Annotated in this window: 13 protein-coding genes and 1 tRNA gene; 7 read left to right on the top strand and 7 right to left on the bottom strand. The window is 77.2% G+C overall.

Annotated features, from left to right (window positions below):
* Positions 1 to 33: 33 nt before the first annotated feature.
* The 5 genes from FS882_RS08000 to glp form a co-directional block, all read right to left on the bottom strand.
* Positions 34 to 1,560, bottom strand: a complete 1,527-nt coding sequence (locus FS882_RS08000) for a hypothetical protein (RefSeq protein ID WP_187365209.1) — start codon at positions 1,558 to 1,560, stop codon at positions 34 to 36.
* A gap of 116 nt (positions 1,561 to 1,676) precedes the next feature.
* A tRNA-Ala gene (locus FS882_RS08005) sits at positions 1,677 to 1,749 on the bottom strand.
* 60 nt (positions 1,750 to 1,809) lie between these two features.
* Entirely contained in the window at positions 1,810 to 2,949 is a 1,140-nt protein-coding gene (locus FS882_RS08010) for a hypothetical protein (RefSeq protein WP_158372556.1), read from the bottom strand.
* A 150-nt stretch (positions 2,950 to 3,099) separates the two neighbouring features.
* Positions 3,100 to 3,705: a GNAT family N-acetyltransferase gene (locus FS882_RS08015; protein WP_158372557.1), complete on the bottom strand. Its 606-nt coding sequence runs from the start codon at positions 3,703 to 3,705 to the stop codon at positions 3,100 to 3,102.
* The gene (gene glp / locus FS882_RS08020) at positions 3,705 to 4,928 is read right to left on the bottom strand and encodes a gephyrin-like molybdotransferase Glp (RefSeq protein WP_158372558.1); all 1,224 of its coding nucleotides are present in this window, start codon (positions 4,926 to 4,928) and stop codon (positions 3,705 to 3,707) included. Before glp ends, FS882_RS08015 begins: the two co-directional genes overlap by 1 nt.
* A gap of 103 nt (positions 4,929 to 5,031) precedes the next feature.
* On the opposite strand from glp, the gene FS882_RS08025 reads away from it, so the two are divergent.
* From FS882_RS08025 to FS882_RS20920, 5 genes are all read left to right on the top strand, one after another.
* Positions 5,032 to 5,670: a 5-formyltetrahydrofolate cyclo-ligase gene (locus FS882_RS08025; protein ID WP_158372559.1), complete on the top strand. Its 639-nt coding sequence runs from the start codon at positions 5,032 to 5,034 to the stop codon at positions 5,668 to 5,670.
* A gap of 137 nt (positions 5,671 to 5,807) precedes the next feature.
* Complete coding sequence (locus FS882_RS08030) at positions 5,808 to 6,143, top strand: FmdB family zinc ribbon protein (RefSeq protein ID WP_158372560.1); 336 nt, start codon at positions 5,808 to 5,810, stop codon at positions 6,141 to 6,143.
* Positions 6,144 to 6,272: 129 nt separating this feature from the next.
* The gene (locus FS882_RS08035; protein ID WP_158372561.1) at positions 6,273 to 7,070 is read left to right on the top strand and encodes an SAF domain-containing protein; all 798 of its coding nucleotides are present in this window, start codon (positions 6,273 to 6,275) and stop codon (positions 7,068 to 7,070) included.
* A 40-nt stretch (positions 7,071 to 7,110) separates the two neighbouring features.
* Positions 7,111 to 7,692, top strand: coding sequence for a large conductance mechanosensitive channel protein MscL (gene mscL, locus FS882_RS08040; RefSeq protein ID WP_158372562.1), 582 nt, complete (start codon positions 7,111 to 7,113; stop codon positions 7,690 to 7,692).
* Between the two features lie 127 nt (positions 7,693 to 7,819).
* Entirely contained in the window at positions 7,820 to 7,993 is a 174-nt protein-coding gene (locus FS882_RS20920; RefSeq protein WP_187365210.1) for a hypothetical protein, read from the top strand.
* Between the two features lie 342 nt (positions 7,994 to 8,335).
* Here FS882_RS20920 and FS882_RS20925 read toward each other — a convergent pair whose 3' ends face one another.
* A complete protein-coding gene (locus FS882_RS20925) occupies positions 8,336 to 13,252 on the bottom strand; it encodes a hypothetical protein (protein WP_410053267.1) in 4,917 nt (1,638 codons plus the stop codon).
* Positions 13,253 to 13,990: 738 nt separating this feature from the next.
* Between FS882_RS20925 and FS882_RS08055 the strand changes: the two genes are divergently transcribed.
* Positions 13,991 to 14,389, top strand: coding sequence for an OsmC family protein (locus FS882_RS08055; RefSeq protein ID WP_158372563.1), 399 nt, complete (start codon positions 13,991 to 13,993; stop codon positions 14,387 to 14,389).
* On the opposite strand, the gene FS882_RS08060 is transcribed toward FS882_RS08055, so the two are convergent.
* Positions 14,370 to 17,018 carry a LuxR C-terminal-related transcriptional regulator gene (locus FS882_RS08060; RefSeq protein WP_158372564.1) on the bottom strand — a complete coding sequence of 883 codons (2,649 nt, stop codon included), beginning with the start codon at positions 17,016 to 17,018 and terminating at the stop codon, positions 14,370 to 14,372. The two genes, FS882_RS08055 and FS882_RS08060, sit on opposite strands and share 20 nt — an antisense overlap.
* Positions 17,019 to 17,275: 257 nt before the next feature.
* Here FS882_RS08060 and FS882_RS08065 point away from each other — a divergent pair, with 257 nt between their 5' ends.
* A complete protein-coding gene (locus FS882_RS08065) occupies positions 17,276 to 17,875 on the top strand; it encodes an NADPH-dependent FMN reductase (RefSeq protein WP_158372565.1) in 600 nt (199 codons plus the stop codon).
* The last annotated feature ends 5 nt before the right edge of the window (positions 17,876 to 17,880 follow it).

Raw genomic sequence — 17,880 nt, forward strand, 5'->3', positions numbered from 1 at the left:
TGTGGCTGCCCGTCGAGGACGTGCGGCGGCACGTCAGCGACGCCAAGGCGGCGTCGAGCGTTCCTTCCACCAAACGGGCCGTTCCGAGGGCGAGGGCTCAAGCGATCCGTACGAGTAGCGGGTCGAGCGGTACGGACCGTTTGGACTCCAGGGGTACATGTAGTCGGCCAGGGCCTCATCGGACGGCTGAGGGTCCGCCGGCTCGCGGACCGCGTCACGAAGAGGGTCGATCGAGTCTGCGTAAGCTAGCGCCCAGTCGGCCCATGAACGCGCCGCGTCTCGATCGGTCGTGTCCTCGTACCCCTCGGACGCCTCCAGGACCGCGGTGGCATACTCGCGCACCTCGTTCACGAGGCGAAGCTGCTTGACCTGGTCGAGAAGCGCGTGGATCCGGTGGTCGGCGTGGAAGCGAGCAACTGCATCGGCTCGCAGATGTTCCCACTCCCGGCGCTCACGCTGTTCCTTTTGGAGACGGGCGAGGCGCGCGTTCTCCTGCGCTTGGTGTCGGAGTTCCGCCTCTTGCAGCGCTTGAGCGAGGGACTGCTCGAGCGGCGCGGCCTTGCTGTCGGCCCATCGGGAACCCCAGTGAACTGCTCCGTCGCCGTGGAGTACGAGCTGCAAGTCGGTGGACGGCACCTCGTCGAACTTCGGAGGCGGGCCCCAACCTCGGCCAGCGCGAGCCAGTTCGGCCTTGGTCGGGACGTGCTCCACCGAGGTGAGCACCTGCGACAGGCAGAACTGGAAGACGTCCTCACCGATCTGGACCCGCAGATGCCCCCGTCGGTCTGCGTCGACGTATTCGTTGCGGCGCACCGCTCGAGTGACGATCGGTGCCCTGCCAGCTCGCACCTTGTACCCACGTGAGCGCGCTTCCCGGACGAGAGCGTCCAGGATCCGCAGCGCGCGGGACCGGACCTTTGCGCCGAACTCGACGTCATCGCGGGTGTCGAGGTTCGACACTACGTCGGTAGGGGCATCCAGTCGGCGCGCTACCGTGACAGGCACCAGCACGCGGGTTCGCCACTCCGGCAAGGGGTGGAGCCAGACTGCGGCTTCCTCTGACTGCCTTACCCACCTCGTGATCTCCAACGACATGCCGTCCGGCACTAGGCCCTTTCGCTCGGCCACAGCGACGAGCCGGGCGTAACGGTCACGCTCATCCGGCGGGATCACGAGCCGCTTGTCCGGCGCGGCAAGCAGGGCGTCCATCATCACGTCTGTCTTGCGGACGTACGGGGACGCCTTTGGCTTCGGTGGCTTCGAAACCAGAACGGGCTGCGGAGCCTGCACCTCCGACACCGCGCCCGACGTCCGCGGGCCCTTCACAGGCGTCGCCGACGACAAGTAGGTGCCGTGGTTGAGGTAGTGCTCTCCGGCGGGGGTGATCTCAGCCGCCCAGGTGGCGCCACGACCCTTGATGCGCAGCAACCCTCGCGCCTCGAGCGTCCGGGCGGAGCCGCGGTGACCGTGTCCGGCGTACCTGCCGTCAGGGCATCCGTCTGATACCCAGCGAAGAAGCGCGATCTGACCTTCGTGCAGAGGGGGGCGGTAGCCGGCCATGCAGGCATCTTGCCGGACATCGCCGCGCCGATGTTCCCCGACATGTCCCCCCGACCGAGTGGACGCCACCAACGACGAAGGCCCGGGATCGTGACGATCCCGGGCCTAAGCGCCAGTGGAGCTGAGGGGATTCGAACCCCTGACCTTCTCATTGCGAACGAGACGCGCTACCAACTGCGCCACAGCCCCTTGAAGCGGTGATCAGCCTAGCACCCGTTCCGGGGTGCTCACGACACCGCTCGCCGCGCCCTACTGGCCGGCGGCGCGGCGCCGCGCCAGGACGGCGTTGAGGTCGATCGAGCCGGACGGCTCCTCGGACGCCGGGGCGGTGGTACCGGGCGTCGCGGGGGTGGTGCGGGCGGCCGGGGCCGGCGTCGCGTCGGCGACCTGCGCGGGCGCCGTGGCGGACGCGGACGCGGGGGCCGGCGCGTCCGTGCCATCCGTCCCCGTCGCCGCCGGCGCCGCAGCGGCCGTGGCGGCCGCCGCCTCGTCCCCCGTGGCCGTCCGGCGCGCCGGGGCGGCGTGCGTCGAGCCCTCGACCTCGCCCAGCGGGGCGGGCTCGCGCCGCGGCGCCGGTGCCTTGGTGGCGTAGGTCGGCCGGGGCACGGCGACCGGCGTCCAGGTGTCGCCCTCGCGGCCACCGTCGTGCACCCGGGTCGAGGTGCGGACGGGGGCGTCGGCGCGCACCCGCTCGATCGCCTGGGTCTCGGTGAGCGAGGGGTGCACGGCGCGACCGGCGGCGCCCTTGCGGCCCGGGCGCGCGGCCCGCTCGCGCAGCGGCGCGGTGGCCTCGTCGATCCGGCGCTGCCACTCGTCCTCGGCGAGGCGACCCTGCACGACGGCGCGGCGACCGAGGCCGAGCACGCCGGCGAGCAGCACGGTCGGCACCACGCCGGCGAGCACGCCGAGCGCGGTGACGCCCGCGACGACCCACCCGACGACGCTCGCGGCCAGCAGCACGCCGGCGAGGGCACCGCGGCGGCGCGCGGCGGCGCCCCGGCGCGCGGTCGCGGCGGCGTGGGCGGCCTGCAGCTGCGCGGCACGACGGGCGGCGTCGGCGCCGATCCTGTCCTGGGTCCCGTGCGGTCGGTCCACCTCGGCCCCTCCCCTCTCCGTCCTCGCGAGCCGGTTCCCCGTCCCCGGGGTGAGCAACCCGGCCCGCTTCTCCACCGGGCCGCAGTCCTGCCGGACTCCTCCCGCCACCTCCGCGCGCCGCCGGCGGCCGGACCCCTCCGGGCCGGTCACGGCGAGCACCCGCAGGGCGTCGGAGAACCGGTCGTCGGTCCGCGACTCCAGCAGCTGCTGCCGGTGCCGCAGCTTGTGCGGCACCAGGTACGCGATCCACAGGCCGACCACCACGAGGGCAGCCGGTCCGGCGAATTCGTACACTCCACGACGGTAGGTGCGGCGCGGGCACCGGCCCCGGACCCGTCGCGGCGTGTCGAGCGGCACGCGGCCCCAAAATCACACGGATGTGATTCGACGCGCCGGGCTCAGCCTGCCACACCCGGACGAATCGGGGCAGAGCGGACGGACCGGTCAGACGCCCGTCGACCGGCCCGCGTGCCAGCGGGCGAGCAGGCCACGCGGGACGTCCTCCGTCGTCAGGGCGAACGTCCGGTGGTCGCACCACGCGCCCTGGATGTGCAGGTACCGCTCGCGCAGGCCCTCGTCCCGGAAGCCGAGCTTCTCGACCACCCGCAGCGACGGCCGGTTCTCGGGCCGGATGTTCACCTCGACCCGGTGCAGCCCGAGCGCGGTGAAGCAGTGGTCCGTCGCGAGCGCGACGGCGGTCGGCGTGATCCCGCGCCCCGCCACGTGCTGCGCCACCCAGTACCCGATCGACGCCGAGTACAGCGAGCCGTACGTGATGCCCGAGACCGTCAGCTGGCCGACGAGGTCACCCGCGTGCTCGATCGCGAACGGCAGCGAGGTGCCCGATCGCGCCTGCCGGTCGAGCGTGCGGACGAACTGCCCGAAGGTCGGCCGCCGGCCGGTCACCGGCTCCGGGGACGTCGCGTCCCACGGCTCGAGCCACGCGGCGTTCACCGCGCGCAGCCGCATCCACGCCGCCTCGTCCGAGCGCCGCAGCGGGCGCAGCCGGACGTCCCCGTCCGTCAGCGCCACGGGCCAGCCGCGCGGCATCAGCCCTCCAGCACCAGGCAGTGCACGACCTGCCCGGCGACCACGGCGGAGTCCTGCTCGCCCACGACGGCGAGCGCGTTGGCGCGCGCGAACCCGGTGATCGACGGCACGGCCGGGTCGCCGACCGGCGTGACCCGGTAGCCCTCGCCGGGCGTGCCCACCACCGCCGCCGGCACGAACTGCCGCACGCCCGCGGGCGACGGCCAGCCGACGTCCGCGCGGGCGGTCACCGACGGCCGGAACAGGTCGGTGTGCCCGGCCATCGCCCGCAGGGCCGGGCGGACGAACACCTCGAACGCCACCTGCGACGCGACCGGGTGGCCGGGCAGGGCGAACAGCGGCACCGCACCCAGCCCGCCGCCGACCGTGCCGAACCCGTGCCGGAAGCCGGGTGCCATCGCGACCTGGTCGAACCGCACGGTCCCCAGGGGCGCGAGCACGTCCGCGAGCGTGTCGTGCTGCGACTCCGACAGCCCGCCCGTCGTCACGACCACGTCCGCGCGCACGAGCTGGTCCTCCAGGGCCTCGCTCAGCACCGCGCGGTCGTCCGGCACCACGCCGACCCGCACCGGCGTCGCCCCGGCGTCCCGCACCGCGGCCTCGAGCGCGTGGCCCGCCGACTCGTACACGCCGCCGTCGCGCGGCGGCCCGCCCGGCTCGACCAGCTCGGAGCCGATCGACACGATCACCACGCGCGGCGCGGGATGCACCCGGAGGCGGCCGCGCCCGGCCGCCGCGGCCGTCGCCAGCTGCCGCGCCCCGAGCCGGGTCCCCGCGGCGACCAGGACGGTCCCGCGCACGGTGTCCGTCCCGGCGGCCCGGACGTGCTCGCCGGGCTCCGGCACCCGGTGCAGCGCGACCCGGACGGCCCCGCGGTCGGTGTCCTCGGCCGGCACCACCGCGTCGGCGCCCGCGGGCACCGGCCCGCCCGACGCGATCCGCACCGCCTGGCCCGGGGCGAGCCGCAGCGCCGCGGGGTCGCCCGCCAGCACGTCGTGCGCCACCGGCAGGACCAGGGGCGCCCCCGGGGCGCCGCCGCGCAGGTCGCCCGTGGCCACGGCGTACCCGTCGCACGCGGCGACCGGCCGGTCCGGCACGTCCGCCGGTGCCACGACGTCCTCGGCGAGGATGCAGCCGGACGCGTCGGCCAGCACGACGTCGAGCGGGGCCACCGGTCCGACCGCGGCGAGCACCGCCGCGAGCTGGTCCTGGACGGATCTCATGCCCGCATCATGCCCGGCCGACACGGCCCGCCGCGCACCGGCCGCGCCGGTGCAACCCCTTTGGTCCTACCCGGCACCGGGGCCATTTGCGAGACTGGGTGCCATGAGCGCCGCTGCCCAGCCGTATCCGCACGTCTCCGACGGCAGCAGCATCACCGAGGTGAAGGACGAGTTCCGCGCCGCGATCCGTGCCGCGCGGCGCGCCCGGTCGCCGCGGCTGCGCGCCGCCGCGGCCGAGGCCTTCGTCGACGTGGTCGAGACGATCCCCGCCGTCGCGGACGCCGGCGTCGTCGCCGCCTACAGCGCGCGGCCCACCGAGCCCGACACCGGCCCGCTGCTGGACGCCCTCGCCGCGCGCGGCGCCCGGGTGCTGCTGCCGGTGCTCGGCGCGGGCCTGCAGCGCGAGTGGGCCTGGTTCGCGGGGCGGCACGACCTGCTCGAGCGCGCGCCCGGCCGGCCGCCGGAGCCGTCCGGACCCTCCCTGGGTGCCGACGCCATCGCCGAGGTCGACGTGATCGTCGCCCCCGCGCTCGCCGTCGACACCGCCGGCAACCGGCTCGGTCAGGGCGGCGGCTGGTACGACCGCGCGCTCGCCCACGCCCGGCCCGGGACGCCGATCATCGCGCTGGTGTTCGCCGAGGAGCTGTACGACGCCGCGACGCGGCCGCTGCCGCACGAGCCCCACGACCGCACCGTCGACATGGTGGCGACGCCCGAGCGCTGGGTGCGCCTCGGGGGCTGAGCGGGCCCTTCGCGTGGAATATCCCGGCCGCGCGTATCATTGGCACTCGGACAGCGGGAGTGCCAGGAGCGCGGGCGTCGGACGCCCGGCGACCGGCGGCCCGTCCACCCAGGTCACGTCATCCGCGGGAGACAGCAGTGCCCACCTACGCCTACACCTGCACCGAGTGCGGCCACGCCTTCGACATCCACCAGTCGTTCAGCGACGCGGCGCTCACCGAGTGCCCCGCCTGCGGCGGCCGGCTGCGCAAGGTGTTCTCCTCCGTCGGCGTCGTGTTCAAGGGCTCGGGCTTCTACCGCAACGACTCGCGGTCGACCACCAGCTCCACGACCGGCGCGAGCACCGGCGGCTCGTCCTCCACGTCCTCGAGCACGTCGTCCACGGCGTCGTCCGGCTCGACCACGAGCGCGGCGACCCCCGCCGCGTCGACGTCCTCGTCGTCGACGAGCGCCGCGAAGCCCGCCGCGGGCTGACCCGCGCCGGGTGCAGACCCGCTCCGCGGGCGGGCGCCGAGTCCTCCACAGGCCGGCGCGCGTGCGTCGTCCCCAGGGCGACGCGACCGGGCGCCCGAGGCGCCGCGCGAGCGGCCTAGCGTCCGGGGCATGCCCCTGACCGACCCGCTGCCCGAGACCGTCCGGCGCCGGCTCCGCCTGATCGGCTGGCGCGCCCGCCGGCCGGTCGCGGCGCTGTGCGCCGGCCTCGCCGTGCTGGTCGCGGTCGGGCTGGTGCGGCCCGCCGACCCGCCGACCGCGCGGATCCCGGTCGCGGCACGGGCCCTGGCGGTCGGTGCCGTGCTCTCCGCCGGCGACGTGCGGCTCGCCGAGGTACCGCTCGCGCTCGTGCCCGCCGGTGCCGCCGACGCCGTCGACCACCCCGACCCCTCCGACGGACCCGCCCTGCCAGACCGCCCCGGCACGTCCGACGGTCCCGCTCCCACCGACGGCCCCGCTCCCTCGCACGGCCCCGACCCGCGGACCGGCGCGGGCACCGGGGACCTGACCGGCCGGCGCCTCGCGGTCGCCGTCCCCGCAGGCCTGCCGCTCGTCCCGGAGCTGCTCGTGGACGAGGCCGCCACCGGCCCGCCCGGCACGGTCGTCGTCCCTGTGCGGTTCGCCGACGCGGGCGTCGCGGACGTGCTGGCGCCGGGCATGCGCGTCGACGTCGTGGCGGCCGCTCTGCACGACGGCGACGACGCCGCGCGGTTGGCGCGGGCCGCGGTCGTGCTGGCCCGCCCCCGCGGCGACGTCGACCACGGGTCGGGCTCGGGCGGCGGCCTGCTCGGCGGCGGTACCGCCACCACCGAGAGCCCGCCCGTGCTGCTCGCCGTGGCGCCGGAGGACGCCGTGGCGCTGAGCGGCGCGGCCGCGTCCCGCGTGCTCAGCGCGGTCATCGTGGGATGATGCGGACGAATCGCCGCAGCACACCGGGGGTCTTCACGGCATGAGCGACGCACTGAACAAGGGCCTGCGCACCGCGACCGAGGGCGCCAGGGGCGCCGGCCGGGTCCTGCAGGGGTTCAAGGACTTCATCTCCCGCGGGAACGCGATCGAGCTGGCCGTCGGCGTCGTCATCGGCGCCGCGTTCAGCGGCGTCATCACGGCGATCCAGAACGGGTTCATCGCGCCGCTGATCGCCATGATCTTCGGTCAGCCCGACATCTCCGAGATCTGGAAGATCGGGGACGAAGGAGCGGCCCAGATCAACATGGGCCTCATCCTCAACGCCCTGCTGCAGTTCCTCATCACCGCGGCGGCGATCTACTTCTTCATCGTGCTCCCGCTCAACAAGCTCGCCGAGCGTCGCAAGGGCGGCATCGAGGCCGAGCCGGCGCGCCCGTCCGAGGACATCCTGCTGCTCCAGGAGATCCGCGACCTGCTCGCGGCCCGGTCGAGCCCGGCCCTCCGCCAGGACGCCGGCCCGTCGTCCGCCCCCGGCACCACCGAGGCGCCCGGCAGCGCGGGTCCCGGGGCGACCGGCAGGGCGACGGGCATCGACGGCCCCGGTCACCCGCCCCTCGCCTGAACCGCGCCGCTCGCCCGACCCGCGCCGCTCGCCCGGACGCGGGGCCGCCCGACCCACGCCGCTCGCTCGCCGCCGACACGTCCCGCTGCCGTCGGCGACCCCCTCGCGCGGTGGGACAATCGGGAGCGTGACCACTCCGACCGAACCCCGCCCGGAGCCCACGGACCGCCCCCGCCGTCCGGTCGACGACTCCCCGCTCATCCCGAGCCGCAGCGCCGACGACTCCGACACCGGCTGGGGCGACGAGCGGGCCGACTCGAACGACGACCGCCTGCGCCGCGACGTCCCCCCGCACTGGTGACCCCGCCCGCCTGACGCCGCCCCGCGCCACCCGCGCCGCGCCCAGGGCGCGAGCGGAGCCCGCGCCTCGACGGCCCCTGCCCCCCCCCCCCCGAGATCGGTGCTTCCACCCGAGATCGGTGCTTCCACCCGAGATCGGCGGCTGCAACCACCGATCTCGACGCGAACCACCGATCTCGACACCTGCGCTCCCGGACCGCCCCGACCCCGCCGCGCCCGCGCGAGGTCGGACCCGCCGGCCGAGATAGGGCCGTCGGGAGTCCTATCTCGGCGAGCAGGTCCTATCTCGGCGGGTGTCCGGACGGGGCCGGTCTCGGGTGCCTCGGGGCCGGGGCCCCGGGGGTCAGCGGGTGGCGCGGTTGACCGCGGACGAGACGACGGAGTCGACCCGCGCGCCGCGGCGGGTGATACCCAGCTCCGCGCGCAGGGCCGCGGCCAGCTCGTCGGTGGTGCGCTCGGTGCCGTCGGAGACGAGCCAGGCGACGATGTCGTCGAGCTGGTCGTCGGAGTAGGCGCTGATCGGCAGGCCCGGCCGGACGTCGGGCCGGGGTCCGCCGGGGACGGCGAGCGTCGGCTGGACCGCGCGGACCGCACCGGTCATCGGGGCGGCGGCCTCCATGACGCCCGGGATCTGCGCGGCGGTCGCGGGACGCGCGGGCGTCCCGGCCTCGCCTGCCGCGGTCGGACCCGCGGCCCGCGAGCCGGACGCCGGCGCCGGCGCACCTGCGTCCCGGGCTGCCGCACCCGAGGCCGGGGCCGCCGCGCCCGAGCCCGCCGCACCCGAGCCGGACGCACCCGCGCCCGGCCGCCCCGTCGCGTCCGTGGTCGGCTCCCCCGGCGCGGCCGGCGGCGTCCACGACGCACCTTCGCGACCGCCGGGGCCGCCCGAGGCCTCCGGCGCCGAGCCGTCCGCCGCGTCCGCGGAGTCGTCGGGCACCACCGTGATGGCGCCCGTGGCGTCGAGGACCCGTCGCTCGCCGGGTCGCGCGCCGCCGCCGGCCGGCAGGTCGGCGCCGGGGACGACCGCGAAGCCGGTCAGCGTGGGCGCGGGGCCGGTGCCGTCGTCGTCGAGCAGCGGCGCCGGCACGATGAGCCGGGCACGCGCCCGCTCGGCCTCGGACTCGGCGATCCGGCGGTCGGCGACGGCGTGCAGAGCGCGCCGGATCCGGTCGACCTCGGCCTCGGGGTCGAGGAACGCGGCGGCCGACCAGACGCGCAGCACGCTCCAGCCCAGGCGCTCGAGCCGCTCGGCCACCTGGCGGTCGCGGACCCGGACGCTGGGCTCGTGCAGGTAGGCGTCGTCGTCGGTGAGGACGGCGACGAGCAGCTCGCCGGGGAGGTCGGGGTGACCGACGGCGAGCGGCAGGTGCAGGCCGCCCGGCAGGCCGTGGTCGAGCTCGACGACCAGCCCGTGCCGCCAGAGCCGCTCCGCCAGGTCGACGACGAGGCGGTCGGGGGCGCGCTCGGCGGCGGGGGCCTCGACCTCCTCGGCGACGGCGGGGGCCTTGACCTCCTCGGCGACGGCGGGCGCGGCCACGGCCGCGGACGTGCCGACGGAGGCGTCGGCGTCGGACGCACCGACGGCGGCCGCGGCCACGTCGGGCGCGCCCTCGGACCCGGGCTCCGGCTCCTCGACCGGCACCGCAGCGATCGCCAGGTCCGTCTCCCCCGCGGCCCGCCGCTCGGCGAACCGCAGCAGGTCGGCGAGCAGCCGCGGCCCGGGACCGCGCAGCCGCTCCGGGTCGACGTCCGCGACCGCGAAGCAGGACACCACGTCGAGCCGGTGCCGGGTGACGCCGAGCGCCGCCAGCAGGAGCGCGTCGCCGCCGGGCCCGCTGATCGGGCCGAACCGGTGCAGCACGCGGCCGTGCGGGGTGCGCCCGAAGCCGAGCGAGAGGATGAGCGCGTCCCGGCGCAGCCCGGCGACGTTGGTCAGGTCGGTGACGACGAACGGCTCGGGCCGCGCCCCGTCGAGGCACGCGGCCAGCGACGGCGAGTCCCGCACCTGGGCCAGCACGGCCTCCCGCACCTGCGCGGTGTGCACGGGAGACGCGGTGACGACGGCCAGCGACTCGTCGCCGTGGGTCAGGGCGTGCTCGATGACGAGCTCGACGACCCGGTCGACGTCGGCGCGGGTGCTCTGCACCACCCCGGAGCCGTCGGGCATGCCGGTGCCGTCCACGAGGTGGTGCCCGACCGCCGCGGCGCTGGTGGGCAGCGGGGTCGGGGACAGCACGTCGCCGTAGCCGTGCGCGGCGAGGAACGCGGTGAGATACGGGTCGCGGCGGGACGCGTCGGCGCGCAGCGGCACGGTGGGCAGCACGTCGGCGAGCTCGCGGACGGCGGTGCCGGAGGCGCAGCGCCGGTCGCCGACGACGACGACCTGGCGCCCGCGGGCGATCGCGGGCAGGGCGACCTCGACCGGCAGGTGGGCGGCGGCGTCGAGGACCACGAGGTCGACGGTGCGCGCGGCCGGGAGCACCTGCGGGACGAGCATGGGCGCGGCGGCGAGCACCGGCCGCAGCCGGCGGGCGACGTCGGGGTAGCGCTCGAAGGTCTCGCGCAGCCCGGTGAGCCGCTCCTCGACGAGCTCGGCGAACAACGCCTCGGTCTGCTCGGTGTGCGCGGCCATCGTGTTGCGGACGTGGGCGGCGGCGCGGGCCCGCACCGGACCGGCGAGCGCGGCGGTGTGCGCGACGTCGAGCTCGCGGTACTCGGCGGCGAGCCGGCCGAGGGTGCGGCCGTCGTAGCCGGCGAGGGCGGGGTCGGCCGCGAGCACCTGCTCGAACACCGTGCTCCACCAGGCCAGCTCGAGCTCCGCGGCCACGACCCCGGCCGGCACCCGGCGCGCGGCCAGGTCGTCGAGCAGGTCGTCGAGGCCCGCCGCGCGCAGCGAGCGCAGCAGGCGGGTGCGCTCCGGCAGCTGCGCCAGGGTGTCGCGGGCGGCGACCAGGCGGCGCACGCGGTCGAGCACCTCCCCGATCGGGCGGCCGAGCAGGTCGGCGCCCTCCGGGGTCCCGGCGAGCACGACGCCGAGCGCCTCGACGTCGGCGCGCACCGCGCGGTGCTCGGTCTCGATCTCGCCCAGGCCCTCGGGCAGCCGCGGCCAGCCGCCGGCCGGGCAGTGCTCGGCCCAGATGGCGCGCTGCCGCTGCACGTCGAGCAGGGCGGCGTGCAGGTCGGCGACGGGCCGCCCCGGACGGACGAGGTCCTTGGCCTGCTTCTTGAGCCGGCGACGCAGCCAGTAGCCCATCGGCGCGTCGTGCTCGGCCCGCCAGGCCTTCGACGCGGTGGCCGCGACCATGTCGGCCGGGCTGCGCTCGAAGACGATGGGCTGGAACACGTCGAGCGCGCCCCGCACGCCCGCGAGCACCTCGAGCTGCTCGGCCCAGGTGGCCAGGGTCGTCGCGGGCGTGAACCCGGTGACCTCCGCGACCTCCGCGATCCGGCGCTCGACGGCGGCCAGGCCGTCCTCCCCCGCCAGACGCTCGGCGCGGCGCAGGGCGTCGGCCGCCTCGCCATCGGTGAGCAGCGTGGCGCCGTACCAGGGGGTGTCGACGGGGCGGAGCGTGAACGCGCCCGCCTCGGCGGCCTCCTGCAGCTCCGCGCCGACGGCGGCGCGGCGGCCGGCGTCGAGGGAGCGGGCGACGTCCGCGGTCAGCCGGACGGTGGTGCGGGGCGCGGGGCGCTGGGCGGTCAGCCGCGCCAGCGCCTGGAAGGCGTCGTACGCGGAGGCGCCCCACGGCTCCCGCACCAGGTGCAGGCCGTCGACGTAGCCGCGCAGCCGCTCGCGGCGGTCGACCAGGGCGCGGCGCAGCTCCGCCGTGGCGGCGGGGTCCCCGGGGTCGACGTCGAGGGTCATCGCGCCCATGAGCCGGCGCGAGGACGCGGCCCGCCAGGCGGCGTCCGGCGCGACGTCGAGCAGGATCTCCCCCACCCCGAGCCGCTCCAGCCGCTCGCGCAGCGCGACGGCGGCGCGCCGGTGGCCGGGCACGTACAGGACGGTCCGGCCCTCGGCGGCGGCGTCCGCGACCAGGGCGGCGAGCGTGCCGGTGACGTCGCTGTCGGCGGGGGCGTCCACGAACACGTGGGCCCCGCCGGCCACCACGTCGAGGACGTGCTGCTGGGCGGGGTCGAGGTCCCCGACGCCGCGCTCCAGGGCGGGGTCGCGGTCGCCGCGGGCGGGCTCCGGCAGGGCGACGTCGAGCCGCGCGGCCGCCTCGCCGACGCCGGCGAGCGCGGCGACCACCTCGTGCCGCTCCAGGGAGGAGGCGAGCCGGTCGAGGTCGTCGACGAGCACCTGGCCGGGGTGCACGAACGTCCCGACGACGATCCGGTCGACCAGCTGGAAGTCGTCGAGGACCGCCGTGCCGAGCGAGGTCAGGCGGGTGATCGCGTCGCGGGGGTCGAAGCCGGAGCCGGTGAACGCGCTGCGGGCCACCGCCCCGGGGTCGAGCAGGGCGCCCCGCGAGCGCAGCGCCCGCGCGAGCACCGGGTTGACCTCGAGCGACGGCTCGAGCGTGAGCTCGTAGTCGCTCTCCGCGGTGCCGCGCGCCCGGAGCGAGACCGGGCGCAGCAGCACGGGGGCGCGCACCTTCCGGGCCGCGGGGGCCGGGGTCTCCTCGCCGTCGCCGTCGGTCCGCGCCGCCGCCGACTCGCGGGTCGCCGTCGCGATCGCCGCGACGTCGTCGGTCGCCACGTCGGGCGTGCTGTGCTCGGTCCAGGAGGCGACGCCGATGGCGAGGTAGGTCGGCGCGATGCCGTACTGCTGGGCGTAGGTGCCGGCGCGGGCGGCGACGGCGCGGGCGCGGCGCCGGGCGGTGCCGAGCGCGGAGCCCTCCCGGACCAGGTTCGACAGCCGGGTCTCGCGCCCGGCGAACAGCTGCGCGATGCCGGAGGGGTGCGCCGCCGACAGGTCGAGCGCCGCGTCGCCGAGCAGCTCGACGTCGGCGAGCGTGGAGCCGCCCGCCGCCTCGACCAGGGCCGCGCGCCAGGTGCCGGTCGCGCCGGCGACGAGCTCGGCGGCGGAGGGCGGCTCGACGAGCACGGGGCCACCCGCGGGGGTCGCGCCGTCGGTGGGGTCGGTCGCGGTCGTCTCGCCGTCGTGCGGGGTGTCGCGCCGGGGCGCGGGGCCCTCGGTGCCGGTGCCGGCGGTCGGGCCGTCGGCGGTCGTCGAGGGGGTCGGCGGCATCGCCGGCACGGCCTCGGCGGAGGCGGCCGGCTGCTGCCCGGGGACGGAGCGGCGCGCAGGGACCTTCACCCGCGCCACGCTAACCGGGACTGCCCCGCGAGGCGGTGTGACGCGCCGCCGACCCGGGTGATGACGCGGAACTCGCCCGCGGCGGGCGCGTCGCGCGGCGGGCGTCGCGCGCCGGTGCGGCGGGCGGTGCCCGGCCGTGGGGCGCGGGAGCGGCGTCGCGCCGGGAGGTGCGGGGCGGTGCGCGCCGCGCACCCGGGCCGGGCCGCGCGAGGCGTCCGGGGCGCCGTCCCGGAGCACGTGCTCGACGGGGGCTTAGTGAACGGTGCGCACCGCGCAGGGGGCAGGCGATGCGCACCGTCGGGATGAACTATGGCCCTCGATGGTGCAGCGGTCAACAACCTGGCGTCCTCTGGGGTGAACGCTCACACAGCCTGCTCACAGACCGGGAGCATCGCCGCAGGTGGGCTCTCGCGCTCGTGACCGAGATCACGATCGGCGGCGGGACCCACGACGAGGGCCCCGGTGCCCGGCGGGGGGCGGTGCCGGGCACCGGAGACCTCGACGTCGCAGGGCCTGTCAGCCGCTGCAGGCCCTGCGACGTCCTCTATTCAAGGCGCCCCGGCCCCCCCCTCCAGCGGGCGGTGAGTGCCCTCGGCGGCCTCCTTGAGTGGCCGGACGGCGCGGACTGAGGGGCATGGCCCCGCGGGTGAGCGGCAGGGACCTCGGGACTAGGTGTCCGACGGCGCCGCGACGCCCGGCGTTACGCTGCCGGCGACCCGCCCACCGAGGGGAGGACCGGTGCCCGAGGACTTCGCGGTCACGGTCGGCGCCGGCACCCTCGCGCCCGCGGACGGCGACGGCGTCGCGCTGCCCCACCGCTGGACGGCGGGCGGCGTCCGGGCGTCCGTGACGTTCACCGGTGCGCACCTGCTGCACCTCGCGGTCGCCGGCTGCGTGCTCAACGACCTCTTCCGCGAGGCGCACGCCCGGGACCTGCCGCTGGCCGGCGCGGCGGTGACGGCGCGCGGCGGGTTCGCGCCGGAGACCTGGGCGTCGACCGGCGTCACCTACGACGTGCGCCTCGACACCACCGCACCCGACGACGAGGTGGCGCGGCTGCTCGCGGTCGTCGACGAGGTGGCCGAGATCCCCCGGGCCCTGCGTCAGGGCGTGCCGGTCAGCCGGCCCACTCCGTGAGCTCGGACCGACCCACCAGCCCCAGCTTGCGCAGCGCCCGGCTCATGTGGTTCTCGACCGTCCGGACGCTGAGGTAGAGCTGGTCGGCGATCTGCCGGTTGCTGAGCCCTTCCCGGGCCAGCACCGCGACCTCCTGCTCCCGCGCCGACAGCGCCTCGGAGCGGACGCTGCCGAGCCGGGTGACCGGTGCCCGCGCGGGCCGCGGGGTGCCCTCCTGGACACCGAGGAACTGCTCGGCCGCGCGGGCCAGCGCCGGCGCGGTGGCCGCGCTGGTGCGCGCGACGGCGCCCGCGACGACCTCCCGGTCGCCGTCGATCAGACCGAGCACCACCTGCGCGTAGGGGGCGAGCACCGGGACGTCCGTACGGGCGACCAGGTCGCGTACCGCGGCGGCGCGCTCCGCGTCGAGCTCCCCGGTGCCGAGCGTCCAGCACAGCAGCGCGGGCTGCAGCAGCCCCTCCGCGGCGTACGCACGGGCCGCCTGCCGCGCGATGCGCTGGCCGACGAGCGGCTCGCCCGACGCGGCCGCGAGCGCCGCGTGCGCGAGCGGGCGGTTGGAGCGCAGCAGCGGGCGGGCACCGGCGGGCGCGCGGTCCAGCTCCCGGACCAGCACCTGCGCCAGGGTGAGGTTGCCGGCGTGCGCCTGGATCACCGCGCCGACGGTGAGGCCGCGGCGGTAGAACGTGGTGCCGACCGGCCCGGGGGCGCCGAGGCGCAGCGCGGTGCTGACCGCGCGCCAGGCCGCCGCGGTCTGCGACGACGCGTACAGCACCTCGGCCAGCATGCTGGCGTGCACGCGGATCGCCAGGGCGTCCACCTCGTCGTAGGCGGCGTCGAGCATCCGGCGCTGCCACTGCTCGGCCTCGTCCAGCCGGTCGGACTGCAGCAGGGCCTGGCCACGCAGCGCCGCGAGGTAGTGCCGCGGCTCGGCGCCGGCGCGCCCCATCTCCGCCCGGTCGACCACCTGCAGCGCCGCGGCCGGCCAGCCCGCCTCGAGCAGCGCGGCGGCGCGCAGGACCGACGGCCAGCCGCGCGAGAACGGCACCGGCGTCGAGGGCTCCGGCTCGACCGCGACCTCCTCGGGGTCCCGGCCCGCCGCGAGCTCCCGCAGCACGCGCGACTTCAACCCGCCGAGGTCGGCCACCGGCGCGAGGTCGGGGTCGGCGATCGCCTGGTCGGCGACCCGGGACGGGGGCGGGTCCGCGGGGGCGGCGCCGGCCGGCCCGGCCCTCGAGCCCGCCGGTGCCCCGCCCTCGGACGCCGCGTCCCCGCGCGCCTCGTCGTGCGCGTCGCCCGCGCCCCCGGCGCCGGCCACGCCCTCGGCGCCCTCCGCCGGCCCCGTGATCCCCGCCCAGGCGGTCCACCGCGAGCGGTAGAACGCGAAGACCGCGCGCTCGCCGGCGTCGTCGTGCTCGCCCGGGACCACCCGGGCGAACACCTCGTCGAGCTGCTCGGCCGCCGGTCGGCGCATGAGGGCCGCGAGGTAGGCGTTCGTGGTGGCGAGGGTCGGCTGCGCGAGCCACTCCGAGCGCCGGGCGCCCTCCTCCGCGACGCTGCGCTCGTGGACGAGGCCGGCGACCTGCGCGACCCACTCGGGCGCACCGCCCTCGCCCGACGGGGCGGCGAGCAGCACGGTGGTCAGGTCGTCGACCGGGGTGGCGGAGGAGGCGAGCGCGCCTCCCTCCGCCGCGAGGTGCTCCGCGAGCCGGCGGCGGCGGTACGGCGACACCCGGTCGCGCAGCGCCCGCGCCAGCAGCGGCGGCGACACCGCCAGCACCTCGCCGGACCGCGTGAGCTCGTGGCCCACGACCCGGCCGTGGTCCGACAGGGCCGCGAGCGCCGCGGGGTCGACGAGCCGGCTCGCGACGTCGGCGGGCACGGGTCCCGCGCTGGCGAGGGTCTCCAGCGCGCTGACGCAGCCGGGCCCCAGGCCGGACAGGAAGATGTACGCGACCGCGTCCGCGGGCACCTCGCCCAGCGTGCCGTCCTCGACCCACAGCCCGTCGTGCCGGCGCAGGGCGCCCGCCGCGCGCGCGGCGTCCGCGAGCGCGACGACCGCGCGCGGGTTGCCCCCGGTCGAGGCCATGACCGACGAGGTCAGCCCGGCGTCGGCGGGCGCGCCGAGCACCGACTCCAGCAGGGCGGCGACCGCGCGGAAGCCGAACGGCTGCACCCGGACCTCGGCCGGGGCCCGGCCGAGCAGCAGGTCGCGCAACCCGCCGCTGGGTGCCCGCAGCGGGTCCGAGGTGCACGCGGCGACCAGCAGCGAGCCGGTGCGGCCGAGCACCCGCCGGGCCACGCCCAGGCTGGCGTCGTCCATCCGGTCGGCGTCGTCGACCAGGAGCACGCTGCGCCGGGCACGGAGCTCGTCGGTCAGCCAGTCGGCCAGCGCGGCCTCGTCCGGCACCCGCACCGACGCCGACGCGTGGTCGAGCAGGGCGGACAGCGGCCGCGACCCGCCCGCGCGCAGCAGGATGCCGGTCACGCCCCGCCGCGAGGCGTCGGCGAGCAGCCCCTCCAGCACCGTGGTCTTGCCCGCGCCGCGGTCACCGCGCACCAGGACGTCGCGGCCGAGCGGCAGCCACCGCTGCGCCGCCGCGACCGTCAGCCCGAAACCCTCAGCCTCCACCGTCAGCCCTCCGTGTGCTCGACCCCGGATACGCACTGTGTCGGCTGCGGCACCACTCAGGGACGGGACCGGGAGCACCTACGCAAGGGGGCGGTGCCCGGCGCGGCGGTTCGTCCGCGGCGCGTGGGCACCCGCCGGACCCACCTACGCAGCCACCGCGGTGCGGCTCCCGCGCCGCCGCGCACCCCGCGCCGGCCGGTGCGACGCTGGAGCACGCGGGGGTCCGCCGGGCTCCCGCCCCGGACGGGAGGAACGCGATGTCGTACACCATCGGCTACTTCGTCGGCAGCCTGTCGAGCACCTCGATCAACCGCACCCTCGCGAACGCCCTGATCTCCCTGGCGCCCGAGCAGCTCGAGTTCCGGGAGATCCCCATCGGCGGGCTCCCGCTCTACAGCCCCGACCACGACGCCGACTACCCCGCCGAGGCCCGGGCACTCAAAGCGGCGATCGAGGGGTCGGACGGAATCCTGTTCGTGTCGCCCGAGTACAACCGGTCGATCCCGGGCGCGCTCAAGAACGCCATCGACTGGGGCTCGCGCCCCTGGGGCACGAACGCGTTCGCCCGGAAGCCGACCGGCATCGCCGGGGCGTCGATCGGCAAGATCGGCACGGCGGTCATGCAGTCGTCCATGCGCGGCGTGCTCAGCTTCCTGGACGCCCCGCAGCTGAACGCCCCGGAGGTGTACGTCCAGGTGGAGCCGGGCACGTTCGCCAAGGACGGCACCCTGCTCGACGACACCCTCGCGCAGTTCCTGCGGCACTACATGGCGGAGTACTGCGCGTTCGTGCAGCGGGTGCTCGCGGCGAACGCGCCGGGGCACATCGGCGACCCGGAGGCGATGCCGGTCGCGTGACCGGC

This window comes from Cellulosimicrobium cellulans (assembly GCF_007679345.1).
Taxonomy (GTDB): Bacteria; Actinomycetota; Actinomycetes; order Actinomycetales; family Cellulomonadaceae; genus Cellulomonas; species Cellulomonas cellulans_A.